The sequence below is a fragment of the Chitinophaga sp. Cy-1792 genome (assembly GCF_011752935.1).
Taxonomy (GTDB): Bacteria; Bacteroidota; Bacteroidia; order Chitinophagales; family Chitinophagaceae; genus Chitinophaga.
On record NZ_VWWO01000001.1, the window covers coordinates 475,449 to 500,371 of the forward strand.

The 24,923-nt window shown below is 45.5% G+C and carries 21 protein-coding genes; 8 read left to right on the forward strand and 13 right to left on the reverse strand.

The window, feature by feature from the left end:
- Positions 1-19: 19 nt before the first annotated feature.
- Complete coding sequence (locus F3J22_RS01965; protein WP_167013744.1) at positions 20-970, forward strand: alpha/beta hydrolase; 951 nt, start codon at positions 20-22, stop codon at positions 968-970.
- Between the two features lie 194 nt (positions 971-1,164).
- On the opposite strand, the gene F3J22_RS01970 is transcribed toward F3J22_RS01965, so the two are convergent.
- The 6 genes from F3J22_RS01970 to F3J22_RS01995 form a co-directional block, all read right to left on the reverse strand.
- Entirely contained in the window at positions 1,165-1,728 is a 564-nt protein-coding gene (locus F3J22_RS01970; protein WP_167013747.1) for a murein L,D-transpeptidase family protein, read from the reverse strand.
- A gap of 110 nt (positions 1,729-1,838) precedes the next feature.
- Positions 1,839-4,781 carry a pitrilysin family protein gene (locus F3J22_RS01975; protein ID WP_167013749.1) on the reverse strand — a complete coding sequence of 981 codons (2,943 nt, stop codon included), beginning with the start codon at positions 4,779-4,781 and terminating at the stop codon, positions 1,839-1,841.
- A gap of 158 nt (positions 4,782-4,939) precedes the next feature.
- Positions 4,940-5,296: a hypothetical protein gene (locus F3J22_RS01980; protein WP_167013753.1), complete on the reverse strand. Its 357-nt coding sequence runs from the start codon at positions 5,294-5,296 to the stop codon at positions 4,940-4,942.
- 28 nt (positions 5,297-5,324) lie between these two features.
- The gene (locus tag F3J22_RS01985; RefSeq protein WP_167013755.1) at positions 5,325-6,269 is read right to left on the reverse strand and encodes an outer membrane beta-barrel protein; all 945 of its coding nucleotides are present in this window, start codon (positions 6,267-6,269) and stop codon (positions 5,325-5,327) included.
- A 19-nt stretch (positions 6,270-6,288) separates the two neighbouring features.
- On the reverse strand, positions 6,289-7,311 hold the full coding sequence (locus tag F3J22_RS01990) for a hypothetical protein (RefSeq protein WP_167013757.1): 1,023 nt from the start codon (positions 7,309-7,311) through the stop codon (positions 6,289-6,291).
- A gap of 67 nt (positions 7,312-7,378) precedes the next feature.
- On the reverse strand, positions 7,379-7,864 hold the full coding sequence (locus tag F3J22_RS01995) for an RNA polymerase sigma factor (RefSeq protein ID WP_167013760.1): 486 nt from the start codon (positions 7,862-7,864) through the stop codon (positions 7,379-7,381).
- A gap of 381 nt (positions 7,865-8,245) precedes the next feature.
- On the opposite strand from F3J22_RS01995, the gene kbl reads away from it, so the two are divergent.
- The 4 genes from kbl to F3J22_RS02015 all read left to right on the forward strand — a co-directional run bounded on the left by kbl (position 8,246) and on the right by F3J22_RS02015 (position 12,420).
- A complete protein-coding gene (gene kbl / locus F3J22_RS02000; protein WP_167013762.1) occupies positions 8,246-9,433 on the forward strand; it encodes a glycine C-acetyltransferase in 1,188 nt (395 codons plus the stop codon).
- 139 nt (positions 9,434-9,572) lie between these two features.
- Positions 9,573-10,379: a class D beta-lactamase gene (blaOXA, locus tag F3J22_RS02005; protein ID WP_240154984.1), complete on the forward strand. Its 807-nt coding sequence runs from the start codon at positions 9,573-9,575 to the stop codon at positions 10,377-10,379.
- Positions 10,380-10,557: 178 nt separating this feature from the next.
- Positions 10,558-11,583: a VWA domain-containing protein gene (locus F3J22_RS02010; RefSeq protein ID WP_167013764.1), complete on the forward strand. Its 1,026-nt coding sequence runs from the start codon at positions 10,558-10,560 to the stop codon at positions 11,581-11,583.
- 12 nt (positions 11,584-11,595) lie between these two features.
- Positions 11,596-12,420 (forward strand): tetratricopeptide repeat protein, encoded by an 825-nt coding sequence (locus tag F3J22_RS02015; protein WP_167013766.1) that lies wholly within the window; start codon positions 11,596-11,598, stop codon positions 12,418-12,420.
- A 133-nt stretch (positions 12,421-12,553) separates the two neighbouring features.
- Here F3J22_RS02015 and F3J22_RS02020 read toward each other — a convergent pair whose 3' ends face one another.
- The 4 genes from F3J22_RS02020 to F3J22_RS02035 form a co-directional block, all read right to left on the reverse strand.
- Positions 12,554-13,678: an efflux RND transporter periplasmic adaptor subunit gene (locus F3J22_RS02020; protein WP_167013768.1), complete on the reverse strand. Its 1,125-nt coding sequence runs from the start codon at positions 13,676-13,678 to the stop codon at positions 12,554-12,556.
- Between the two features lie 27 nt (positions 13,679-13,705).
- The gene (locus F3J22_RS02025; protein ID WP_167013770.1) at positions 13,706-16,951 is read right to left on the reverse strand and encodes an efflux RND transporter permease subunit; all 3,246 of its coding nucleotides are present in this window, start codon (positions 16,949-16,951) and stop codon (positions 13,706-13,708) included.
- A 21-nt stretch (positions 16,952-16,972) separates the two neighbouring features.
- A complete protein-coding gene (locus tag F3J22_RS02030; RefSeq protein ID WP_167013772.1) occupies positions 16,973-18,388 on the reverse strand; it encodes a TolC family protein in 1,416 nt (471 codons plus the stop codon).
- A 101-nt stretch (positions 18,389-18,489) separates the two neighbouring features.
- Positions 18,490-19,350, reverse strand: coding sequence for a helix-turn-helix domain-containing protein (locus F3J22_RS02035; protein WP_167013774.1), 861 nt, complete (start codon positions 19,348-19,350; stop codon positions 18,490-18,492).
- 140 nt (positions 19,351-19,490) lie between these two features.
- Here F3J22_RS02035 and ispG point away from each other — a divergent pair, with 140 nt between their 5' ends.
- The 3 genes from ispG to F3J22_RS02050 all read left to right on the forward strand — a co-directional run bounded on the left by ispG (position 19,491) and on the right by F3J22_RS02050 (position 22,934).
- A complete protein-coding gene (gene ispG / locus F3J22_RS02040) occupies positions 19,491-21,458 on the forward strand; it encodes a (E)-4-hydroxy-3-methylbut-2-enyl-diphosphate synthase (protein WP_167013776.1) in 1,968 nt (655 codons plus the stop codon).
- Between the two features lie 63 nt (positions 21,459-21,521).
- Positions 21,522-21,935, forward strand: a complete 414-nt coding sequence (locus F3J22_RS02045; protein ID WP_167013778.1) for a hypothetical protein — start codon at positions 21,522-21,524, stop codon at positions 21,933-21,935.
- A 105-nt stretch (positions 21,936-22,040) separates the two neighbouring features.
- A complete protein-coding gene (locus tag F3J22_RS02050) occupies positions 22,041-22,934 on the forward strand; it encodes a LysR family transcriptional regulator (RefSeq protein WP_167013780.1) in 894 nt (297 codons plus the stop codon).
- Positions 22,935-22,939: 5 nt separating this feature from the next.
- Here F3J22_RS02050 and F3J22_RS02055 read toward each other — a convergent pair whose 3' ends face one another.
- The 3 genes from F3J22_RS02055 to F3J22_RS02065 all read right to left on the reverse strand — a co-directional run bounded on the left by F3J22_RS02055 (position 22,940) and on the right by F3J22_RS02065 (position 24,811).
- Positions 22,940-23,455, reverse strand: coding sequence for a GNAT family N-acetyltransferase (locus tag F3J22_RS02055; protein ID WP_167013782.1), 516 nt, complete (start codon positions 23,453-23,455; stop codon positions 22,940-22,942).
- A gap of 24 nt (positions 23,456-23,479) precedes the next feature.
- The gene (locus tag F3J22_RS02060) at positions 23,480-24,229 is read right to left on the reverse strand and encodes a metal-dependent hydrolase (RefSeq protein ID WP_167013784.1); all 750 of its coding nucleotides are present in this window, start codon (positions 24,227-24,229) and stop codon (positions 23,480-23,482) included.
- Between the two features lie 90 nt (positions 24,230-24,319).
- Complete coding sequence (locus F3J22_RS02065) at positions 24,320-24,811, reverse strand: lipocalin family protein (protein ID WP_167013786.1); 492 nt, start codon at positions 24,809-24,811, stop codon at positions 24,320-24,322.
- Positions 24,812-24,923 lie beyond the last annotated feature (112 nt).

The window sequence follows — 24,923 nt, forward strand, 5'->3', positions numbered from 1 at the left end:
TTTTATATGCCTGCCCAATATGAAGAAAATACTGAAGCGTGCAGCTTATTCGCTACTTATTATCATCCTGATATTCAATGTTATTGCAGCCTTTCATGCCTGGAAATTCACGCATTTCTATGACGATCCCAAGCATATAAACAAACGCCCGGAACAGATGTCTGCCAGGGAGAAACTGGGTATGGTGTTTTTGGGCGTCAGGATATCTAAATCTGTCATTAAAACCTATCCGGACACTATCTACCAGCAAATCAGTTTGCCTGCAAAAAATGGCCTTAAGATCGATGGCTGGTGGATACCTGTAGCCAACCCTATCGGTAATGTCATCCTGTTCCACGGCTATAACGGCAGCAAACAAGGCCCACTGCCGGAAGCAACGTATTTCAGAAGTCTGGGCTACAACACGCTATTAATTGATTTCCGGGCACATGGCAACAGCGAAGGCAATACCTGCAGCATAGGCTATTATGAACAGGAAGAAGTGAAACTGGCTATGAACTATGTAAAGCAGCAATCGAAGCTACCGGTTACGTTATGGGGAGTAAGCATGGGCGCTGCAGCCATTTTACATGCGATGAACAGCTATGGTGCCGACCTGAAACCAGTGAAAGTCATTCTGGAATGTCCCTATGCTACCCTGAAAGATGCGGTGGATAGCAGAATGAGGTCCGTCCACCTTCCCACCACACCACTGTCACAGCTGCTTACTTTCTGGGGCGGACTGGAACAAGGCTTCTGGGGCTTTAACATGCAACCCGCTGCCTATGCAAAAAGTATACATGTTCCGGTACTGTATTTCTGGGGAAAGCAGGACATAAGGGTAATGGAAGCAGAAACGAAAGCAGTATACGGCCATCTGGCTACAGCCGATAAAAAACTGGTTGTACTGGAAGATGCAGGACACGAATCATTCTGCCGTAAGGATCCTGCTATCTGGAAGCAGCAGGTACAGGCATTTATGCGCCAATAAAAAAAGCGCGCACCATACGAGTGGAGCGCGCCCCTTCACAGGATCATACCCGCCATATATGTGGATTCATGATATTTCCGGTTAAGGAAACACCATTACATGCGATCAGTGATCTGAACTTCAAAGATAGAATATTTGCCTGCCATCAGAAATCACTGTCATTGCCGGTATGAGCCATGTAATAATGTGCCGGTTTACTTTCTGATTACAACAGGAGTGCCAACTTTAATGATTTCGTATAGTTCGTTTACATCCGAATTTTTCATACTGATGCATCCTTCTGTCCAGTTGATACGGCTTTCTACGTAATAGTCGGTGATGCCTGTACCGGACTGTACCCCGTGAATGCCAATACCACCGCCAGGTGTGGCCGCCGTGGGGATGACTCCTTCTGACTGCATCTCATGAAACCGTTCCATACTGGCTTCATTTGGATAATCGAGCAACATGAATCTGCTCCATTGTTTGTCCATTCGTTTTGCCTGAATATGAAAGGTTCCTTCAGGTGTGAGCTTGTCGCCCTCCCTCCGCTTGTTAGTCTGGTCGCGGCTTCCAAACACCACTTTGTAGATTTTCCTCAACGTTACATCTTCGTATAGATAAAGCCGGTAGTCACTCTTATCAATTAAAAGAAATACTTTATCTGCATTAATATTTGCAGGAGTTATTCGCACATTATATAAATCATTGTTGTTTACTGCAAACCCGGTCAGTGCGAATAATGACAGCAGGCATGCAATCCAATAAAGACGGCGCATTTCCATAGGGTATTCGATAAAGTTCCCTAAACGATTAATTAACAGCATTTATTGTAATAAAAAAGCGCCGGCATAACTGCCGGCGCTTCCATAGTATCAAACATTAACTGTTAATAACCGAAGATTTGTTCCAGGGTAAGGGTTTTAACCTCACCATATTTCTTCAGTTCATCCAGACTAACTTTTTTATCATTCGCAACGATGCAATAGGTAAATGGCTTGTGTGCCAGATGCTCGTCATGGAATTTTTTAACATCGCTGAAGTTCATGCCATCGATAGATTCATAAACCTGTTTGCGGATATCTGTGCTCAGACCCAGTTTCTGCGCTGCCAGGTAACTGAAGATGATCGCATCATTGGTGATACGCTCTGTTTCAATATCCTGCTTCATGCTTTGTTTTGCAGCCATCAGTAATTTGTCGGACTGAGGAATATCATTCAGCAGTTCGTTCATACCGTTAATGGCTTCATTCATTTTATCTGCCTGAGATCCAACGTAAGCAAGGATTGTATATCGCTCACCCTGTTTCTGCGGACTAGAATAAAATGCATAGGTCGAATAAGCCAGTGCTTTGGATTCACGGATAGTCTGGAATACGATAGATCCCATACCACCACCGAAGTAGTTATTGAACAGGCTGATGATAGCTGTGTTGGAAGGATTGTATTCGCCATCATTTCTTACCCAGTTAACTTCAGATTGTACCATGTCGTAGTTAACGAACAGTACCTGGTTAGCAGGCTGATCAACTTTGGTAAATTTCACAGCAGCAGGAGCTTCTGTAAAGGTTGCAGGTACTTTGTGCAGCTTCGCAATGTCTGTTTGCGCGGCAGTCAGCGCCTGTGGTCCCCAATAGATAACAGTTTGTTTGTATGCCATCAGGTTGTGCAGGATATCTACCAGTTCTTTAGCCGTTACAGCTTCCAGATCGGCGGTAGACATGGTATAGTTAAACGGATTCTTATTACCGTAGATACCGTAGTTATTCAGCCCTTTTAAAATAGCGCCTTTGTTAAGTTTACTATCTGCTCTTGCTTTGCTCATACGGCTTTTCAGGGCAGTAAGTGCTGCTTCGTTAGGCTGACAGTTGGAGATGATATGTTCGAAGAGAGCAACTGCTTTATCGAAGTTTTCCTGTAAGCCACTGATGGAAATGGTAGTCACATCATTGCTGGTGCTTACATTGAAGTTACAAGCGATATCGTAGAACTCTTTGCTGATCTGTTCAGCGGTATATTTATCTGTGCTCAGGAACTGCAGATAGCTGGCAGCGAGGCTCAGTTTGATATTGTTCCAGGTACCTACATCAAAACGGTAGTAGAGGCGGAACAATGCGTTATCCTTGTTCTGTACATACAGTAAGTCAGCATTACCAACTTTACCTTTCTGGATATCTTTGTTGTAATCCAGCCACTGTGGAGCAACCGGAGTAGCAGGGATATTAGCTACCTGCTGGATGAATGGAGACTGTGCATCTCTGTTAACTTCCACTGGTGTGATAGCAGGTTTGTCAACCTTTTCGATGTTTTTGTCTTCGCCTTTGCGTTTGTAAATAACAACGTAGTCGTTACCAAAGTATTTGTTGGCATAATCTACGATTTGTTTTTTGGTAACAGTGCCCATATCATTGATATAAGACACATCGTATTGCCAGTTTTTACCACGGCTTTTTATAAATCCGTCCATCAGGCTGCTAGCACGGTTGTTGTTGCTTTCCAGGCCCTGGAGTTCGGATAATTTTGCGTTATTCACGATAGCTTTCACCAGTGATTCGTCGAAGTCACCTTTTTTCAGGATATCGAGTTGGGAGAGTAAAATTGCTTTTACATCTTCCAGCGACTGACCTGGTTTTGCTTTACCAGAGAGATCAAACACGGTATAGTCTTTCCAGGCAATATCCTGCACACCGGCGTTGAGTACTTTCTGTTGTTTGTTGATATTCAGATCGAACAGACCAGCTTTACCATTTTGGAGGATGCTGGAGATTACACCCAGAACGAGGCTGGATTTGGTATCCAGGGCACCTGGAAGGCGGAAGGCGACTTCTACGCTTTCAGCATCCGGGCCATAAACTGTTTTTTCGATTGGAGCCGTGATAGGTTTTTCCGGTGCAGGATTGTATTCTTTTACCGGCTTAGCCTTCATGTAGCTGAATTTCTGATCGATGGTTTTGATCACGTAGTCCGGATCAAAGTCACCAGCCATAACGATAGCCATGTTGTTAGGCACGTAGTATTCGTTGTAGAACTGGCGGATAGCTTTAAGGTTAGGATTCTTAAGATGTTCTACGGTACCGATGGTAGACTGCTGTCCGTAATTGTGTGTAGGGAACAGGGTAGCCAGCATGGTTTCGTACACCTTACGACCGTCGTTATCGAGGCCACGGTTTTTCTCTTCGTAAACCGCTTCCAGTTCTGTATGGAAGAGGCGGAATACCGGATCTCTGAAACGTTCAGCCTGTACGGTCAGGTACTTGTCGATAGCGTTGGAAGGGATATCTTCTTCGTAAACGGTTTCTTCTGTCCAGGTGTGCGCGTTGGTACCTTGAGCACCCATAGCGGTCATCATTTTATCGTATTCGTTTGCGATCGCGTATTTAGCGGCGATACCGGAAACGCTGTCGATTTCATGATAAACAGCTTTACGTTTGGCAGGATCAGTGGTTTTGTTGTACTTATCGTACAGGTTTTCGATCTGGTCGAGGTAAGGTTTTTCCTTAGCCCAGTCCATGGTACCGTAAACCTGGGTACCTTTAAAGAGGAGGTGTTCGAGGTAGTGAGCGAGGCCGGTATGATCTTTAGGATCGTTGTTGCTTCCGGCGCGTGTACCTATCAGGGTTTGGATACGGGGATCCTTTTTGTTAACGCTGAGGATAACTGTCAGACCATTTTTCAGGGTGTAGAAGCGGGCTTTCATGGGGTCGTTGGTAACATAGCGATAACTATATCCACCAGCGTTAGCCTCTTTCCACTCGTACTTGCTCTGGGCTCCAGCAGACAGCATAGAGCAGGCAAGCACCATTAGCAGGACTACCTGTTTTAGAATTCTCATAAAATGATTGGTTTTAAAAAAGTAGTCCAAATATAGCCGGAAGTAGAAAGAAAACCTGTAAAGTGACGATATAAAATATATAAACGGCACATCGGTCTATATACAACCGATTGCCGTTATAGGGGAAATTCAATAAATAACTTATCGAGTAAGATCCTTTATGGGGTGAGTGTTATTGCGGATGGATTTGTTTGTTTTATTACCATCATAGTAGCCAAAGCGGAGTCTGACAGCGTATGTGGAAATTTTTGACCTGCGGTAGATAAATAACTACTGTTTGATTTGCCAGGTTTGGATTTTTTCTTTACCTGAGATATCTGGGGAGATGGATGGATAGTATTATTTACCCTGGCAATAACCGGAGCAGCATTTTCGACACTATATCCGGGTGTTACCAGTGTTGGGATTGATTGTTCGTAAGGTCTTCCGATCTGGACCCCAAGAATTCTCTTTTCACAGGAATGTACCCAGGCAATGCAGCCGATGCATGCCATGAGGCCAACAATTGAACGCATAATCGTAATTTAGAATCTGGTCAAAAACTCAGAATCCATTTAATCGAAGGCCGATTGAAAACGGATACTGTTGCAATCCATAATCATGAAGAGCTGTAAGGGCAAAATTTGCGTAAAGTTTCACCGGACCGTATCCGAGTTCACTTGCTAAACCAAAACGCCATTTATTAAGGTTAAAGTCGTCCGTTTTCCTGACCTTGCCTCTTTCCTCACTTACTTGTTTGGTTCTGGCTTTCAGCAGATAACCACCAATAACACCAAAACTAGCCTGGAATGCTCTCCCTGGTCTGGCGGGGTTAGAATTAAAGTTAAGCATCACCGGTACTGACATGTATTCGGCGAACAGCTTATTCTTGGAGAATTCTACCGTATCACGCACAATAGTTGTAGGATAACCCGGCTGGTAGGTGATATTGCGGGCGTACCTATAATTATTCATTTCCAAACCTAAAGCATATAACAAGTTTAGTTTGTGTTTTGTTATGTTTAAACGTTGCTCAATGAGCCAGATGTTAAAATTGATCGATTTTCCGGTGATAAGTTTAAATTCAGAGGGAGTTAAAGGTTCGCTGGCGGATCTTGGCGCAATGGTTGCCAGTCCAACAGCCGAATAACTATATGATTTTGCGTTAGTTGCGAATTGACCTCCGCCACTGGCTCCGTCAAAATAATTTACATAGGCCGCGCCTGTATAATCGCTTCTATCTATATAATTATTGAAACCAAGGTCGATAACGAAGAATTTCGTCTGGAGGTTCTTTTTTAGCTTGTTACGGGCATACGCCGTATCGTTATACATTTTATAGCTGCTTCTCCCTTTTTCATTTTTGGACTTAATGATAATCAGGCCTTTAATCTGTATAGTATCTGCCGTTGCAGCAGGATCTTTATATGTATCAACAGCCTTTTGCGCATTAGTTAGTCCAGACCACACCATCAACAGCAACAAAAAGAGTAAAACTTTATGCTTCATACGCTATTAGTAAAATATTTTAATTATTCCGTTTCCGGGAGAAAAACTTGGCAACATTAGTTACTTTATCCAGAATCTTGCTGTCACTACCACTTACTGACATGATCAGTTCCCCTTTTATACCTTCGGCAGGGCGGCTGATATTGGCAGGTGGCGCATCTGTAGTTACCGGAACGTTAGCAGCGATCACATGTTCTTTAACAGTTGGTTTGTCCGCGGCAGTAGCACTAAGCGTGGCAGCTGGCTGCGGGATGGCAGCAACCTGTCTCTCTACAATTTCCTGACTGGTATTTCTGGGTGGCGGGAATTGAGGAGATGCCTGGGGCTCTGATTTGGCACCGGAGGATGTGTTTGCATTTTCCAGCACATCTTTTTTAACGTCTGATGCTTGATTTTCAGTAGGTTTCTTACTACTGGTGACAGTTTTCTTAACCGGCTGATTATAACCGGCAGTTATATTTGGTTCCGGCACAGTGGCAACAGCAGCAGGGGGTTCCTGGTGAGCAGGCAGTACTGTACTCGTTTTTGCCGGAATATTTCTTTTTACGTTATCGGCCAGGGTGGCATGTTTAGTGGCTGTTTCAGGATGGGTAAATGGCATAGTCCATACCAATACCCCGGCAACCACTGCCGCAGCAGCTCCCCACCAAACGGCTATACGGCGTACTGGTTTCTGCTGACGATACAACACCTGTTTATTACCAAAGGAAATCCGCTCTGCCGGATCCAATTTGGCCGATTTGAACTGCTGTAGTTCCTTTTTCGCCTCAGGATGGCTATCCAGATAAACCTGCAGCTGTTTCTTTTTCGTTATATCTAATTCATTATCAATATAACTCAGCATCATGGTAGTAATGTCCTCATCTACCTTGATACCTTTATACAGCGACGCCCGGTTTTCAAACACGACTTCTTCATCCGGCTGCAGGCGCACATTATCCAGCAGTTCCAGTTCCTGCCGGATAGCAGGGTACTGTTGCAGGAATGCTTCCAGCGCAGTCAGTTCTTCCGGTGTCAGCTCACCATCAATGTAGCTGCACAAGAAAGATTCGTAGTTTGATATGTTGATATCTACCGCCAAATCAATTAGCAATTATAATAATATAATATCATATTACATTTTCCATTTTTACCAGATAATTCTTCAGATGAATTCTGGCTCTATGGAGATATACTTTTACCTGAGATGGATTTAATTCCATAATCTCGCCTATTTCTTCATAGCTGTACCCTTCATAATCCTTCAGCATTACAAGCGAGCGCTGCACTTCACTTAATTTGGCCAGTGCCTGGGCAATGACTTCTTTTGCGTTGTGCACTTTATGATCGGATATTTTCTCTTCTTCCTTAAACTGCTCCACCAGGGTGATGCGCTTAACCTTACGGACATGGTCGATCATATTGTGGTATCCCACTGTGAACAGGTATGACTTGGCCTTTTCAAAAGGCACATCCTGGCAGTGTTTCCACAATATTTCGAACGAGTTCTGTACTACGTCTCTGGCGTCCTCAGCGTTTTCCAGATTTTTAACGATAAAACGAAACAGGTTATCCGAATACAGATCCACGCATTTATTGTACTCCTTTTCCGTCATTCAGGTGGCGCGGGATTTTAGTGCTAATTTCCGACAAATACTTTAATGCCAATGCCCGGATTACCTCCAATCTATAATTTCCCACACCACACTATCACATTCTCTCTCTAATATCAGCTGTAGGATAAGTTATTAATTACTGATGCTCTTATCTTTATATATTCAGAAAATTAAAAACTCTCTGAAAATGCCTTCAAAGTACCAGTTTTGGATATCGCGGCATCCATAATCATGATATTACTATGACGGAGACCAGTTTGTAAATGTTACACCTTAGTCAAACTTTTTACAGGAAACCCCTGTTCTGCAATAAAGGATTGATAATCGTAATATTTTTAGCATCGCAATAATTAATTACAAGTCTAAATCTGATAGAAACACATGAATAGCAAGTTTACCACCCGCTTAAAGGGAGAGCTGGACGAGATCAACCAGGCAGGTCTTTACAAGAGAGAGCGAATCATTACCTCTGAGCAAGGTGCTGAAATACAGGTTGGTGGCGAAACTGTAATTAACTTCTGCGCCAACAATTACCTGGGCCTGTCTTCACACCCGGCGGTAGTCAAGGCAGCCAAAGATGCTATCGACACCCACGGTTACGGCATGAGCAGTGTCCGCTTCATCTGCGGCACCCAGGATATTCACCGTGAACTGGAGCAGAAAATCTCAAAATTCCTCGGAACTGAAGATACCATTTTATATGTGGCGGCTTTTGATGCCAATGGCGGCGTATTTGAGCCTTTGTTCAACGAACAGGACGCCATCATCTCTGATGCCCTGAACCACGCTTCCATTATTGACGGGGTACGCTTGTGCAAGGCACAGCGTTTCCGCTATGAGCACAACAACATGGCTGATCTGGAAGCCAAACTGCAGGAAGCTAAAGACTGCCGCAGCCGTATCATTGTAACAGATGGTTCTTTCAGCATGGACGGTACTATTGCCCAGCTGGACAAAATCTGTGACCTGGCGGATAAATATGATGCAATTGTAATGTCTGACGAGAGCCATTCTTCCGGCTTCCTGGGTAAAACGGGTCGTGGTACCCATGAATACCGTGGAGTAATGGGCCGGGTGGATATCATCACCGGCACCCTGGGTAAGGCTTTGGGTGGTGCATCCGGCGGTTTCACTTCCGGTCCTAAAGAGGTAATCGACATCCTGCGCCAGCGCAGCCGTCCATACCTTTTCTCCAACTCTGTGGCTCCTACCATCGTAGGCGCATCTATTGCAGTGCTGGATATGCTGAGTGAAACTACTGAGCTTCGTGATAAACTGGAATACAACACTAAATATTTCCGTTCCAAAATGACGGAAGCAGGTTTTGATATTAAGCCAGGCGATCACCCGATTGTGCCGGTAATGCTGTATGATGCTGTATTGAGCCAGCAATTTGCTGACAAACTGCTCAAAGAAGGCATCTACGTAATCGGCTTCTTCTTCCCTGTGGTACCAAAAGGCCAGGCCCGTATCCGTGTACAGCTGAGCGCTGCACATGAGCAGAAACACCTGGATAAGGCAATTGCTGCCTTTACCAAAGTGGGTAAGGAATTGGGCGTAATAAAATAGGCAGGAATTCCCATCCTCATACATCAAAGAAAAAATCACTGAGTAGCGCAACGTGGTGCATATATTGCATTCACTTTGCGCTATTCGGCTTTTTGCTTTCAGCTTTATACTTACTTTTGCAGCTACAAATCTCAAGAACATGATGAAACAACTCGGCTGGTTGCTTGTGGCGGTAGTAATTACACTGTCGGCATGTGCACCCAATAACGTTAAAGAGGAAAAAAGCTGGGAAAAATATTTTAGCCAGTACAAGGTAGAAGGAACCTTCATGTTATTCAGCAATAGCCAGGGAGAATTTAAAGTGTATAACCTGGAACGTGCTAAAGAGCGCTTCCTTCCGGCATCTACATTTAAGATATTCAACTCGCTGGTGGGTATTCAGACAGGTGTAATTAAAGATACCGGCATGGTTATTCCATGGGACGGCGTTCAACGCAGCCGCCCTGAATGGAACCAGGACCTGACCATGAACCAGGCGTTCAAAGTTTCTGCCGTCCCTTATTTCCAGGAAGTTGCCCGCCGTATCGGCAAAGAACAGATGCAGCTCTGGCTGGACTCTGTTAAATATGGCAACATGAAAATCAGCCGTATCGATACATTCTGGCTGGACAATTCCCTGCAGATCTCTCCGGACGAAGAACTTGGATTTGTTAAAAAACTCTACTTCGATCAGCTGCCATTCTCTAAAACAACCATGAAATCTGTCAGAGATGTGATGATGATGGAAAAAACACCTAAATATGAATTAGCATATAAAACTGGCTGGGGCATAGTAGGTAAAAAGAATATCGGCTGGATTGTAGGCTGGATTGAAGAAAACAGACATCCTGCCTTCTTTGTACTGAATATTGAGTCTGAAGACCCGAATATCCAGATGAGAGCCGTGACCATGGACATCATGAAGAATATTCTGACCCAGGCTGGTTATTTCAAAGGAGAAATGTAATACTGACTTACAGGTCATTGATATTTAAAAAGAACGCCATTACCGGCGTTCTTTTTTTGTTTAAGGGGCGTTAAAAATTACCTAAAGCCGTGCTTCACCTCTTGCAATACGTTACAAAAAAATTATTTTTGAGTTCTTACCTGTTTAACTACCGGTAACGAATAGCTTAAAATAGAATATGTTACGATTTCAACATACTGAGTATTTGTGGGCATTAACGCTGCTACTGGTATTACAGCTGGCCTTTCTGGCTGTATCCTGGTGGAAACGCAGGTCCATTAAGAAGATGGGGGATCCTGCACTGGTGGAGAAACTGTTTACCGGTTATTCCCGTAAGCGCTTCATCTTCAAATTTGTGCTGATTTTCCTGGCCTTCTTCTTCGGCGTAGTAGGATTAGCCAATCTCCAGAAAGGCAGCAGAATGGAAAAAATCACCCGTAAAGGAGTGGATGTAGTCATTGCCCTGGACGTGAGTAAAAGTATGCTGGCATCGGATGTACAGCCCGACAGGCTTACCCGCGCCAAACAGCTGATTACCAAGCTAATGGACAAACTGGAAAATGATCGTATAGGCCTGGTAGTTTTTGCGGGAAATGCTTACCTGCAAATGCCGCTCACGATCGATTATTCTGCTGCAAAAATGTACCTGAGCACCGTTTCACCGGATATGATCCCTACCCAGGGAACTGCTATCGGCCAGGCCATCCAGACAGCTGATGATGCTTTTAACAAGAAAGAGCGCAAACATAAAGCATTGATTGTCATTTCAGATGGTGAAGACCATGACGAAACTGCCATTCAAAAAACAAAAGCAGCTTTCGATAACGGTGTTGTTACCAATACCATCGGGATAGGTTCCGTAACAGGATCCCCGCTCCCCGATCCGGAAACCGGCGGTTACAAAAAAGACCGGGAAGGAAATACGGTGATATCAAAGCTGAACGAAAATGAACTGAAAGGCATCGCCTATGCCGGTCATGGTATTTACGAACACCTGGAAAACAATACAGACGAAGTTGTAACCTCCCTGGCTACCAAAATAGACAGCATGGAGCAGAAAGAATTCGGTGAAAACATGTTCACAGACTATAACAGTTACTTCCAGTATTTCCTGGGCGTAACACTGGCGCTGTTGCTGATTGAATTCTTTTTACCCGAAGTGAGTACCAGGAAAAAGAAAGAACTGCCCGCTACAGTGGCATAACTTAATCGGATCATGAGAATACAGTTAACAAAATATGGTTTATTCGTTGCAGCACTGTTGCTGGCAGGTATTTCTGCCAGCGCCCAGCAGAGCGGCAGCAGCAATAAGTATATCCGTAAGGGAAACGAATTGTATAACAAACAACAATATACCGACGCTGAAGCCAACTATAAAAAAGCATTGGAACAAAATGCCCAATCTGCCATAGGTAGCTACAACCTCGGAAACTCCCTCTACCAGCAAAAACGCTACGACGAGGCACGCGCGCAATATGCCAACAGCCTGAAAGAAGCGAAAAAAGAAAATGTGAAGTCTGATGCCGACTACAACATCGGTAATACCTTCATGGAAAACAAAAAGTGGGAAGAGAGTATCAAGTCGTACAAACAGGCACTCAAAATCAATCCCAACGACGAAGATGCCCGTTACAACCTCGCCTACGCACAGGCTATGCTGAAAAAACAACAGCAGCAGCAAAACAAGGACAACAAAGACAATAAGGATAACAAAGACAATAAAGACAAGAATAAGGACAAGAACAAAGACAAGGATAAAAACAAAGACAACAAAGATCAGGATAAGAAAGACCAGGACAAGAAAGACCAGGATAAAAAGGATCAGGATAAAAACAAAGATCAGAACAAAGACCAGAATAAAGACAATAAAGATAAAGACAAACAAAACCAGCAGCAGGATAAACCAGAACCACAACCAAGCAAGTTAAACAAACAGGAAGCGGACCGTTTACTGCAGGCACTTTCACAGGAAGAGAAGAAATTACAGGACAAAAACAAGAAAGTGAAAGGCCAGGTTGTTCCAGTAGAAAAAGACTGGTAAATCATCTACCTGAATAACTTTATATAATAAAAAATCCCCGCTGACATCAGCGGGGATTTTTGTTTTGCCTATACCCGGATTCCCGCTATTAACGGGAGTTTCCGGCATACAGGTCATCACTCTTACACACTTTCTACTTTGCAGGATGTAAAGCAGTTCCTTCTTTAATCTCATCTGTTGCATTCTGTACAATCATGTCATTGTCTGACAGACCGCCAAATATCTCTACCATTCCATTTGATTCATTGCCTCTTTCTACAGGAACCCAAACAGCCTTGCCGTTCACAGATTTTATAACAAAAACTTTTTCAGAATTAACCACGATGGCGCCTTTAGGCACAACGTATACATCTTTCTTGCCCGGTAAAGGCACGTTCACTTCTGCATACATGCCAGGCAGTAATTTTCCGTCGGTATTATTGATGTCCATTTCCAGCTGTTCTGAGCGCAGTCTCACGTCCAGGCTACCGGCAATACGATTCACTTTGGCAGTGAAAGTATCTCCAGGCATGGACCTTACCGTAAACTTCACATCTGTAGCGTGTCTTACGTCATCAGTATACACTTCAGGTACGGCAATCGCCAAACGCAGTTTACGTTGTTCTTCCAGTCTGAACAGTGGCTTATCAGAACCTTTACCTGCCGGGCCAACATAAGTGCCCGGGTGGATATTACGTTGTGTGATGATACCGCTGAAAGGAGCACGGATTACCAGATAGCCCAGCATTTGCTGTACCTCCTGGTAAGAGGAGCGGGCGGACAACAGTTCTGCACTGTCGGCACTCATTTTTTCCAGGGCCATTTCCAGATCATTTGGCGAAATAGTACCAGGAACACGGCTTGTTTTCAGCAAACGGTTATAGGTAGAGGAGCTGGCACGGAACATAGCTTCCCTGGTATGAAGTCTGGACTGCGCTTCCATCAGCTGTGTATTCATTTCCGGCGCCTCCAGCGTTGCCAGTACCTGACCTGCTGTTACCTGCGAACCCATATCAACATTCACAATTTTCACATAGCTGTTCACTTTTGCATAGAGATCCGCAAACTGGTAAGGCTTTACCTCTCCAGGCAATTTCAGTTTAGACCCCAGTTGTGTTTTCTGCAAGGTGATTACTTTCACCGCAACAGTTCCGGAGTTTTCAGCGCTTTCATCATCAGCAGCTTTTGAGGAATTACAGGCAGAGAACATTAATCCCAGAGGTAATAACGCTGCTGCTGCAAGGATTAAACGGGTCGGACTGTAGTTTTTTATGGTCATGATATTAATATCGTTTATTCGTTAAGGTTATACGTATTTAGGGCCTGGTACATAGAATTGACTTTCTTCATCTTCCGGATCGAGAGAAACGGATTTGGTAGTCGTATTTTTCTGTGCCCATGAAAACACCAGTGGCAGGATAAACAGCGAAGCCACTGTACTAGCCAGGAGACCACCGATAACGGCCCTTCCCAGCGGCGCTGTCTGGTCGCCGGCTTCACCGAGGCCGGAAGCCATTGGTATCATACCTACCGCCATGGCTATACTGGTCATCAGGATCGGACGAAGGCGGATAGAAGTTCCTTCCAGCGCCGACCTGGTGGCGTCTCCATTTTCCAATCGCAGCTTTTCGGCGTTGGTAATCAACAAGATAGCGTTGGACACCGACACCCCTACCGACATGATGATCCCCATATAAGATTGCAGATTAAGTGTAGAACCCGTAGCCAGCAACATAATCAGGGATCCTGCCAATACCGCCGGTACCGTGGCGATGGAAACAAAAGCCACTTTGAATGACTGGAAGTTTGCCGCCAGCAATAATACGATCACAATAATTGCTACCAGCAGACCAGACTGCAGACTATCAAGGGTCTCGTCCAGGAGATTCATCAGGCCGCGCTTCTCTACCTTCATACCGCGTGGAGGCTCACCTGCATTTTTGATAGCCTGCTCTACTGCCTTAGTGGCCGCGCCGAGGTCTTTCTTGTTGATATTGGCGCCGATACTGATAACACGTACCGCACCAACGCGATCGTACTGCCCAACAACCGTATCCGGTGTAAGGGTGGCCACATCGCCCAGTGAAGGCCTTGCCTTGTCTTTACTCATCGGAATGGCCGCCAACTCGTCCATAGATGCCATTTCATTCTCAGGAACAGCAATCTGTACAAAGTAGGAGGTCGCGTTTTTCTCATCCAGCCAAACGTTTTTTTCTGTAAAACGGCTGGAAGATGTTGCTGCAGTCAATGAACGGGAAATCTCTCCTATAGATAATCCTAACTGGGCAGCTCTTTCCCTGTCTATATTAATACGTATGGCAGGATAGTCCAGCGCCTGGTTGAAGTGGAGATCACGCAGGTATGGAATCTTCTTCATTTCCGCCAGCACTTTATCTGCGTAAGGCTTACTCTCTGCCAGGTTCTTACCCATTACAGCCACTTCGATCGGCGTAGCAGCACCCTGGCTCATCACCTTATCTGTCAGGTCGATTGGCTCAAAGGCCATCGACACTTCCGGCATTTCTGCGTGTATCCGTTTACGTAATTTTTCCTTTAATTTATCCAGGTTAACTTTATAATCTTCTTTCAGATTTACCTGTAATACGGCCTCATTAGGACCCGCCATGAACAGGTATATCGGGTTGGTAGAATAAGAAGATGGATGGGTACCAATAAAAGAGGAGGTGATATCGATGTTCTTCGCTCCCACTATTTCTTTCAGGATATCGGTAGACTTAATAAGCATGGCCTCCGTACGTTCGATACGGGTTCCGGTAGGCTCTTTAAGCCTTAATTGAAACTGTCCGTTATTCAGTTTGGGTAAAATATCTCTACCGATAACACTCATACATAAAACCACGATACCACCAACTCCAATAAAATATGCTGCTATAACCAATTTCCGACGTTTCATCATGGCTTCCAGCCAGCCCATGAACTTCAGTTTGAACTTATCAAACCTGCTGAGGGTTTTCTGATGCTGTTTTTCATCTGCCAGCTCTGTTTCTATATAACCGGCAGTTTTATGGGCATCATTGCTGTATACATGATGATGGCCGCCATGATGCTGGAATTTCTCTGCCTTCAACATCCAGTTTGCCAGCACAGGCACCATCGTTTGAGACAGCAGATAAGAGGCGATCATAGAGAAGCCTATGGCCAGCGACAAAGGCAGGAACATGGCACGAGGCACGCCCGACATAGTAAAGGAAGGCACAAATACTGCGAGGATACACAGCAGGATCAGCAGTTTCGGGAACGCGATTTCCTGGCAGGCATGCCATATGGCCTGGGCCTTTGATTTCCCCATCTCCAGGTGCTGGTGAATATTTTCAATCGTTACCGTGGATTCATCCACCAGGATACCAATTGCCAATGCCAGACCAGAAAGTGTCATGATATTGATGGTTTGCCCGAACAGTTTCAGGAGCATCACGCCAATGATCACGGATACCGGGATGGTGATAATTACGATATAGGCACTTCGTCTGTCGCCAAGGAATAGCAGTACCATAAGGGCAGTGAGCATGGCGCCTATAACCCCTTCACTGATAAGGCTTTTCACGGCATTCACCACATATACACTCTGGTCGAATACAAAAGATACTTTCACATCTTCCGGCAATAATTTCTGAATATCCGGTAAAGCAGCTTTCAGGTTGTTTACGACCGTCCAGGTACTTGCGTCTGCGGTTTTTATTATAGGGAGATAAACAGAGCGTTTACCATTGATAACTGCATAGCTGCTGGTGATATCTGCGGCATCTTCCACTTTGGCAACGTCTTTCACGAACACCGTAGGGCCGCTTCCGGCTACCAGTGGTATATCTTCAAATTCTTTTACTGTGCGGATGACCGTATTCGCCGGCGTCAGATAGGTGATATCTCCGATACGCACGTTACCTGCGGGAGAGATCTGGTTATTATCTTTTACGGCGGCCACTATCTGATCGGGCGTCAGGTTGTGGCTACGCATCAGCGCAGGGTCTACGTGAATAACGATCGTTCTGGAGTTACCACCGAAAGGGGCCGGCGAGGTCAGACCTGCAATGCGGCTAAACGATGGGCGGACGATGGTCATGGCAAGATCCTGCAACTGGTTGTTGGTACGCGTCTGGCTACTCATGGCCAACTGGCCGATAGGCAGTGTGGAGGCGTCGAAGCGAATAATGAAGGGCGGCTGTGTACCCGAGGGCATGGCGGAGAATGCGCGGTTAGCCATTGCCGTTACTTCCGCGGCTGCCTGGGCCATGTTAGTACCTTCATAGAAGGTAATCTTGATCATGGTAAGCCCCTGAATATTTTTTGCTTCAATATCTTTTACCCCTGTTACATAGAGGAATAAGTTAGAGTAGTTTGTTGCGATGAAACCTTCCATCTGCTGGGCCGACATACCGCCATAGGGCTGCGATACGTAAATAGCAGGAAGATTGAGGTCCGGGAAGATATCAATTTTGATAGTCCGCACGGCGTTTATACCGAAGAACACAAGTCCAACTACCACCACCATGATAGCAATTGGTTTGCGTAAGGCCGTTCTGATCAGATTCATGGGAATGAGTATTAGATGATTTTACAGTTGATGCAGGAAGACCTCCAGGTCTCCTACTGTGGCGGCTTTATACAGTAATGCCTGCCATACGCCGTTATAGGCGATATCACGATCTGTTTCAGCGCGGTTGATATTATATAATGCCTGTGAGAGATCAGCGATGTTACTTAAACCGTTCTCGTACAGGGTGCTTTTTTGCAGAAATGCGTCACCAGCGGCTTTCAGACCAATCGGAGCTTCCTTGTATTTCTTCACTGCATTCAATAACTGCTGCTCAGACAATACGAGTTGTTGCGAAAGGCGGTGATATTGCTGGTTATACTCGTTCTTTAAGGCTTCCGTTGTATAATGCTGACGGGACACCTGTGAGTGTGTACGCCAGAGGTCCGTGATGGTCCAGGAGAGATTGAGTCCCAGCAGGTAGTTAGACCTGGTAGGGTTGATGCCATCCCAGTATCCGGAGCTGTAGCTGCTGAGGTTAGCGGCACTATAGTCGGAATTAAAACCGGAACCACGTGTCTGGAAAACGCCCATCAGCGACAGTTTTGGCATTACGTTCTTCGAAATGAACTGTTGGTTTGCCTGGCTGAGATCAATACGGGTATTGTAGAATTTCAGCAGTGGCTGTGATTTGAGTGTGGTACTATCCTGTGGCGTAATGGTTTCCAGCAGTTCGTTGGGAACCTTACTCACGAAGGTCGTATCCAGTATAAAGTCCTGTGGTGGCACGTCCATCATTTCAGCCAGCTTGTTGCTCTGTTGCTGCATGTAGGTATCAGCATCCACGAGCGAGAGTTTGGCTTTGGAGACTTCAGCATTGGCGATGGAGCTGTCGACACCGGCATTCAATCCGTTGAGGGCGCGTGAAACGATCATGCGCTGGAGTTCCTGAGCCCGGAAGAGGTTGGACTCCATGGACTTTCGCAGACGTTGTGCGGCTAAGAGATTGAGATAGGCGCCGGCAATCCTGACCTGTTGTTCAAATTTTTCCTGTTCGAAGTCGGCGTTGCTGTTGTTGAGCTGTTGTTTGGCCAGTTCTACTTTAGCAATGCGTCTGCCGAAGGTGACAACATCCCAGGAAATGTTTGCCAGGTAAAGGCCGCCGAATGCGGAGTTCCAGTTTTGTGAAGGTAAGGCTGGGCCGGAAGCACCGGTAGTCCATCCTTTGTAGCCCCACATAGGGCCGTTTTGGCCGTTTACAGTTCCGTAACTGTTTTGAGCGGAGAGGTTCAGGTCAGGAAGAAATTCTCTTCGGGTAGCGCTGATGTTTTCACCAGCAGCTCTGGCATAATTCTCTTTGGCTTTGATGGATTGATAATTGGTCAATCCTGTTTTAAGGGCATCCTGCAGGGTGAGCGGCTGGGTTTGCGCAACTACCACTGCAGCACTGTTTCCTGTGACAAAAGCCAGCAGGAAAAGCGGTTTCCAGATGTTCATACTTTAATCTATAGCGTCCAATAATAGCAAGGCAAATAAGTCACGCAAAGGTAGATGCAGGTAAAATCATCTTCGTTGGACAATTAAGCTATTGACTTGGACTATTTGAACATCATATCTCTGAAGTCCTGGGGAGAGATGCCTGTATTGTTTTTAAAAAAGCGGGAGAAGTAGGCCGGATCTTCGAAGCCAAGCTCATAGCAGATCTCTTTCACGCTCTTATGGCTGAAAGCGAGGTTGCGCTTGGCTTCCAGCACGATCCTGTCGTGCAGCAGCTCTGTGATAGTACGGCCGGTGGTTTCTTTGGTGATTTCGTTCAGGCGCTTGGGCGTAAGGGCAAAGACGTTGGCATAAAAGGTTACCTGATGTTCGCACTGGAAGTGCTTTTCGATCAGACGACGAAGCTGAACTACCCTGCTGTCGTGATGATGAGGCATCATGATCTCTGCGGCATTCCGTCTCTTCTCTCTTTCCGCCAGCAGCAGGAAGGCATTGAGGTAATGCTTAATGATACTACTGTTGCTAAGGGAGCTTTTCATCTCCCTGGACATCAGGTCAGACAAAAGGCGAAAAGATTCCGATACACACGTTCCTAGTCGTACCGGCCCGTAACCATGCCAGCTGTCGAAGAGGTTGGAGAAATCGTACAAAGTCTCCTTATCATTTTTGTTGGTGAAATAGAATTTTTCTGTGAAGATGATAGAAATTCCGTCTCTCACACAATCCAGTTGGTGTACCTGACCGGGGCGTAACAGAAAGAGCATATTATCTTCCAGCTCATACCAGACGAAGTCTACCATATGACGGCCGGCGGCTTTTGTGAACCATATTATCTGGAAATGATCGTGTCGGTGTGGCTGCTGGGTTAGCTCGTGGGAAAAGGTCCCCAGTGGGAAAATGGAAAACTGTCCATCAAAAGGTAGCTCCTGGTACGGAATATCAGCTCTTTTGTTCGGTAACATAATAATAATTCAAAAATACGCCTTTCGTCCTTTATTTAGCATACGCTGAGGATTCCATTCATGGAATTTAATGTAGCTTTAAGCCCGTTAAAATTGAGCACCTGTTTATTAACTTTGCATCAGCAGGAAAACATAATCGCATGCAGCTTTATTGCAATTCATTAACATCGTACAAACGCCTGGATACCCTGGAGGTAAAAGTTGGGGATCTGTTGATTGGCAACCACCACCCTATTCGTATTCAGACGATGACTACCACTGATACCATGGACACAGCGGCCACAGTGGCGCAAACTATCCGTTGTATCGAAGCAGGTGCTGAACTGGTAAGGATCACCGCTCCAAGTAAAAAAGAAGCAGAAAACCTGCTGGAGATCAAAAAAGAACTCCGCCGGCAGGGATATCATACACCGCTGGTTGCGGACATTCACTTTACGCCTAATGCCGCCGAAATAGCCGCACGTATAGTAGAAAAGGTTCGTATTAACCCGGGAAATTATGTAGATAAAAAGAAATTTGAAACTTTAGACTACACTGATGCTGAATACCAGGAAGAGATTGACCGCATCCGCGAACGATTTACACCGCTGGTAAAAATCTGCCAGGATCATGGAACTGCCATGCGTATAGGCACCAACCATGGCTCGCTCAGCGATCGTATCATGAGCCGCTACGGCGACACCCCAATGGGAATGGTGGAAAGCGCTATGGAATTCCTGCGTATCGCAGAAGACCTCAGCTATCGCAATATTATACTGAGCATGAAAGCCAGTAACCCACAGGTAATGGTACAGGCCTACCGACTCCTGGTGCAAACCATGCAACAGGAATTAGGCCACTGCTACCCGCTCCACCTCGGTGTTACAGAAGCCGGCGACGGTGAAGATGGCCGTATCAAATCCGCTATCGGTATCGGTACACTCCTCGAAGATGGTGTCGGCGATACCATCCGCGTGTCGCTCACAGAAGACCCGGAATTTGAATTACCTGTTTGCCGCGACATCGTTAAACGTTATACTAACAGAACCGCAACGCCGGAAGCTACTTCCGCTCCGCTCATCCAGGTACTTTACTCTCCTTTCAACTACAAACGCCGTGAAACGGAACAGGTAGAAAATATCGGCGCCAAACAGGTACCGGTAGTAGTGGCAGACTATAGCGCAGCCACCAACCTGCAACCAACGGATCTTGTAGCCATCGGTTATACCTACGATGAGCCCAGCGACAAATGGAATATTGCAGATGCTGCCGCCGATTATATATATACTGGCGATAACCTGCCGTCTTTCGGACTACCAGGCACTTTGCGCGTTGTTACCAACGCCGGCAACCGGGCTTCTCTGGCAGACAAAGCGGATTACATTCCTTACTTCGATACAGCAGCTTATCTGACAGCTTATAAAGCCGGACAGACAGCCAAAGAAAATTTTGTAGCGGTAAACTGCGATAACCTGGATGCACCTGCTATCACAGCATTGCTGGAAGCAGCTACAGAAAAGGCATTTGCGGCGCAGACCGTACTGGCAACCTATGCCGGCGGCCCTACCGCTATGGCTAACATACGCCGCTTCTTTACGCTGCTGCTGGAAAGAAATATCGACATACCGGTGATCATCCACAGTATCAGCAAAAATGAAACAGCAGATGAACACCTGATCCACCACGCTACCGAAGCAGGCGCCCTGCTCCTGGATGGTTTCGGTGATGGATTATGGCTTGCCAACAGTGCCGATGTTGCCAGTCAGCGCACTACGCTGAATAACATTGCCTTTGGTATCCTGCAGGCTACCCGTACACGTATTTCCAAAACAGAATATATCTCCTGTCCTTCCTGTGGCCGTACCCTGTTCGATTTACAGGAAACAACAGCACGTATCAGGGCAGTTACTCACCACCTGAAAGGTGTTAAAATTGCCATTATGGGTTGTATCGTAAATGGCCCTGGTGAAATGGCTGACGCAGACTTCGGATATGTAGGTAGTGGTGTGGGTAAAATTACGCTCTACAGAGGTAAAGAGATCGTTAAACGCGGACTCAACAGCGACGTGGCCGTTAACGAACTCATCAACCTGATCAGGGAGAATGGCATGTGGGTAGAGAAAAATTAAATCTCCCTTAAAATGACGGAACGAATCGAAAAATGTCTTAATTTTTCTAAAACATATTTTCTTATGAAAAAGTTCCTCACCGCTGTTCTGGCTATGTTTCTGGGTATGACTGTAGCCATGGCGCAAACACCTGCAACTGCTCCGTCTAAGAAAGATGCTAAAGAAGCGAAAGCTAAAGCTAAAGCTGACGCTAAAGAAGCTAAAGCAGACGCTAAAACCTCCGCTAAGGCAGACACTAAAGCTGCTAAAGCAGATGCTAAAACAAAGGCCGCAAAACCTGAAGCTGAAGCTAAAGCTAAAGCAGCACCTGCAACCGCTTCTGCTGAGCATGTAAAAAAAGATGGTACCCCTGACAAACGTTACAAAGACACCAAAGGTGCTACCACCACGCCAGCAGCAGGTCCTACCAAAAAAGACGGTACTCCTGACATGCGTTACAAAGCCAATAACCCAAATGCAGGAAAGAAGAAAAGCTAATTAGTGAGTAAACATAGTTAAAAGGAGCCTCGGCGAGGCTCCTTTTTTTATGCCCCGAAATATAGCCTGATACTACATTTATCTGATTTTGATTACTTTTAATGCATGTTCGATTTCAGACTTAAAGTATTTCATACTGTTGCCAAGCGACTGAGCTTTACGAAGGCTGCAGAAGAATTATACATTTCTCAACCTGCGGTGACCAAACATATCCACGAGCTGGAGCAGCAACTGGGCATGGCGGTGTTTGAGCGTATAGGGAACAGAATTAAACTTACCCGCGCAGGCCAGCTGGTGATGCATCATACAGAGATCATCTTTGCTGATTACCGCAATCTGGAATACGATATCAATCAACTGAAGCATACGCAGGGCGGCATGTTGCCCATTGGCGCCAGCACTACCATTGCGCAATACCTGATACCGCCGCTGCTGGCGAAATTCAACCAGCGATATCCGGATGTAAAAACATCCCTGTCTACCGGTAATACTGAGCAGATAGAACAGGCATTATTTGAGAAAAGCATACAGCTGGGTATTATAGAAGGAAGTTCCAAGAACCCACAGTTGAAGTATGTGGAGTTTGCCAAAGATGAAATTGTACTGGTAGGAAATCCAAAACATATCTATGGCAATGGCGAACCGCTATCTGCTGCTGAATTAAAAACCATTCCATTATTAATGCGTGAGCATGGAAGTGGTACCCTGGAAGTGATCACGGAGGAGCTGAAACGGCTGAAGCTAAAAATCACCGACCTTAATATAGCCATGTATATGGGCAGCACAGAAAGTATTAAATCCTACCTGCATCATGCCCCTTGTGCAGCCTTTATTTCGCTGCATGCAGTTCACCGGGAAATTGAGGCCGGGGAATTTGTTGTGCTGCCGGTGAAGAATTTCAAGTTGGTAAGAAAGCTTCATTTTACGTACCTGCAAGGTCAGCAGGACAAGCTGGCACAGTTGTTCATTCGTTTTACACGCAATAATTTCACTGAATAGGCGGCCTATATTTTGGCTGGCCTGCTGATTTGCCAGTGCAGCATTTCTCCCGATTTGTGTGTCAGTCGCATACCTAGTTTCTGTAATACTCTCAGGGATGGTACGTTGGTAGCATCGCACTCAGCAACGATTTTTCGTACGGGTGATTCCGTGAATGTCCATTTAATAAGGGCTGCCGCGGCTTCAGACATGAAGCCACGACTCCTGTAACCTGGTATCAGGTAATAACTTATCTCCACCATTCCATCTTTATCGGGGCGGCCTTTGAAGCCGACGTTGCCGATTACCTTTCTTTCTTTTGCAGCTACTATAATCCAAACCAGCCATGGGAATGACTTTGGATCATGCTGTAGCATTTCCAGAAAATATGGTAGCAGTTCTTTAATTTCTTCCGGGGGCCATTCATTCGGGATGACAGCCTCCAGTGTTTCTGTCGCATGCGGATGCCTAAGGTATATTTCCGTCAGCAAGGGTAAACGACATGGATATACGAATAGTCGGTCAGTCTGAAGGGGTAACATGAAATAAATATTAGGACAAACAGCTTACCACTGTTTGAGTTTGAGCGAAGAAGTATCTAATTCTTCTCCAGGCTTCAGTGCGTGAATTTCCAGTTTATTAAGGTCTTGTGTCAGTTCTTTCAATCGTTCTGGTGTTCCGGAGAGATAAGACATGGAACCGTAGTGACATGGAATTACGTGGTTTACTTTGAGCAGTCTGGTAGCGAAAGCTGCTTCCAGTGGGCCCATGGTAAATCTGTCGCCAATGGGAAGGATGGCGATATCCGGCTCATAGATTTCTCCGATAAGGCCCATATCGCTGAACACGGCAGTATCGCCGGAATAGTAGATAGAAACATCATCACTGAGCCAGATGATGAATCCAACGGTACCGTGCAGGTAACCCATTTTCCCATCTGGTTGGTTGACATGAGCCAGGTGAACGGCGTTAGTCATTGTAATCTTGAGATCCATGAGAGAAACCGTACCACCTACATTCATGGCATCGAATACATGATCGGGCACGCTGTTGTTCATCAGATAGGCTCTAACTGCCGGATTTGCAATGACTTTAGGCGAGTAAGTACGTATATATTCGATTATTTTTTTATCGAGATGATCACCATGTCCGTGGCTCTGGAGGATCAGGTCAACATTTTCCGGAAAAGTTGTTCCGGCGGGGAGGAACGGGTTGTCAGTATACCATGGATCAATCAGAATGGTACGGCCTTCCGGGGTAGTTATTTTAAAACTAGCATGGGCAAGGAACTGGATTTTGGTGTGCTGGATGCTCATAATGATGCTGCTTTCTTTGTAATTAAATATAATAAAAAAAACCGGCTCTGCTAAGCAGAGCCGGCTCATATAAGTTATTATAGAAAGTTATTACTGGCGTTGCAGTGTATAAATGATGGCGGCGTTATTTCCTTCGAAATTAACGTTCGCTCTCCAGGTCATGGTGCTACCGGCGCCGAGGATATCAACGCGGTAACCTTCGGTGATGTTTTTAGCTTTTTCGCCAGGGTACAGATATTTGAACTGGAACTGAGTGGTGCCACCATTTTTGAAGATAGACCATACTATTTTCTGTGTTGCAGGAGCGCAGCTATTGTCGGTTGGGTTGAGTGTGAAAGTACCCATAGCAGCGTTGTCAGGCAGTACCCATTTGCTTCCGATGAAACATTTAGCTGCAGCCTGGTCGAATACGGTTACTTTGGCGTTGTCTGGAATCCCTTCATATTTGATATCGGTGAGTATCCAGTTTCCTTTTACGGAAGCCTTGTTAATGTCGGTGGTTACTCCTTGTTTAGGCGCGCAGGATGATCCGAAAATAGCGATCATTGCAAGCAGAACAGCAGCAAATGACAAATTTTTCATGGGAAGTTTTGTTTGTTTATTTTAAATGCTCTTTTGTATTCAACAACTGTTAACCGCTAAGGTTTACAACTGTATAAATCGCTGGCAAGTTCAGCATTTACAATAAACGTAC

Excerpts from the sequence above, each read along its gene's own strand:
- F3J22_RS01965 (WP_167013744.1), top strand. The coding sequence starts at position 20 with ATGAAGAAAATACTGAAGCGTGCAGCTTATTCGCTACTTATTATCATC.
- F3J22_RS01970 (WP_167013747.1), bottom strand. The coding sequence starts at position 1,728 with ATGCGCCGTCTTTATTGGATTGCATGCCTGCTGTCATTATTCGCACTG.
- F3J22_RS01975 (WP_167013749.1), bottom strand. The coding sequence starts at position 4,781 with ATGAGAATTCTAAAACAGGTAGTCCTGCTAATGGTGCTTGCCTGCTCT.
- F3J22_RS01980 (WP_167013753.1), bottom strand. The coding sequence starts at position 5,296 with ATGCGTTCAATTGTTGGCCTCATGGCATGCATCGGCTGCATTGCCTGG.
- F3J22_RS01985 (WP_167013755.1), bottom strand. The coding sequence starts at position 6,269 with ATGAAGCATAAAGTTTTACTCTTTTTGTTGCTGTTGATGGTGTGGTCT.
- F3J22_RS01995 (WP_167013760.1), bottom strand. The coding sequence starts at position 7,864 with ATGACGGAAAAGGAGTACAATAAATGCGTGGATCTGTATTCGGATAAC.
- kbl (WP_167013762.1), top strand. The coding sequence starts at position 8,246 with ATGAATAGCAAGTTTACCACCCGCTTAAAGGGAGAGCTGGACGAGATC.
- blaOXA (WP_240154984.1), top strand. The coding sequence starts at position 9,573 with ATGATGAAACAACTCGGCTGGTTGCTTGTGGCGGTAGTAATTACACTG.
- F3J22_RS02010 (WP_167013764.1), top strand. The coding sequence starts at position 10,558 with ATGTTACGATTTCAACATACTGAGTATTTGTGGGCATTAACGCTGCTA.
- F3J22_RS02015 (WP_167013766.1), top strand. The coding sequence starts at position 11,596 with ATGAGAATACAGTTAACAAAATATGGTTTATTCGTTGCAGCACTGTTG.
- F3J22_RS02020 (WP_167013768.1), bottom strand. The coding sequence starts at position 13,678 with ATGACCATAAAAAACTACAGTCCGACCCGTTTAATCCTTGCAGCAGCA.
- F3J22_RS02025 (WP_167013770.1), bottom strand. The coding sequence starts at position 16,951 with ATGAATCTGATCAGAACGGCCTTACGCAAACCAATTGCTATCATGGTG.
- F3J22_RS02030 (WP_167013772.1), bottom strand. The coding sequence starts at position 18,388 with ATGAACATCTGGAAACCGCTTTTCCTGCTGGCTTTTGTCACAGGAAAC.
- F3J22_RS02035 (WP_167013774.1), bottom strand. The coding sequence starts at position 19,350 with ATGTTACCGAACAAAAGAGCTGATATTCCGTACCAGGAGCTACCTTTT.
- ispG (WP_167013776.1), top strand. The coding sequence starts at position 19,491 with ATGCAGCTTTATTGCAATTCATTAACATCGTACAAACGCCTGGATACC.
- F3J22_RS02045 (WP_167013778.1), top strand. The coding sequence starts at position 21,522 with ATGAAAAAGTTCCTCACCGCTGTTCTGGCTATGTTTCTGGGTATGACT.
- F3J22_RS02050 (WP_167013780.1), top strand. The coding sequence starts at position 22,041 with ATGTTCGATTTCAGACTTAAAGTATTTCATACTGTTGCCAAGCGACTG.
- F3J22_RS02055 (WP_167013782.1), bottom strand. The coding sequence starts at position 23,455 with ATGTTACCCCTTCAGACTGACCGACTATTCGTATATCCATGTCGTTTA.
- F3J22_RS02060 (WP_167013784.1), bottom strand. The coding sequence starts at position 24,229 with ATGAGCATCCAGCACACCAAAATCCAGTTCCTTGCCCATGCTAGTTTT.
- F3J22_RS02065 (WP_167013786.1), bottom strand. The coding sequence starts at position 24,811 with ATGAAAAATTTGTCATTTGCTGCTGTTCTGCTTGCAATGATCGCTATT.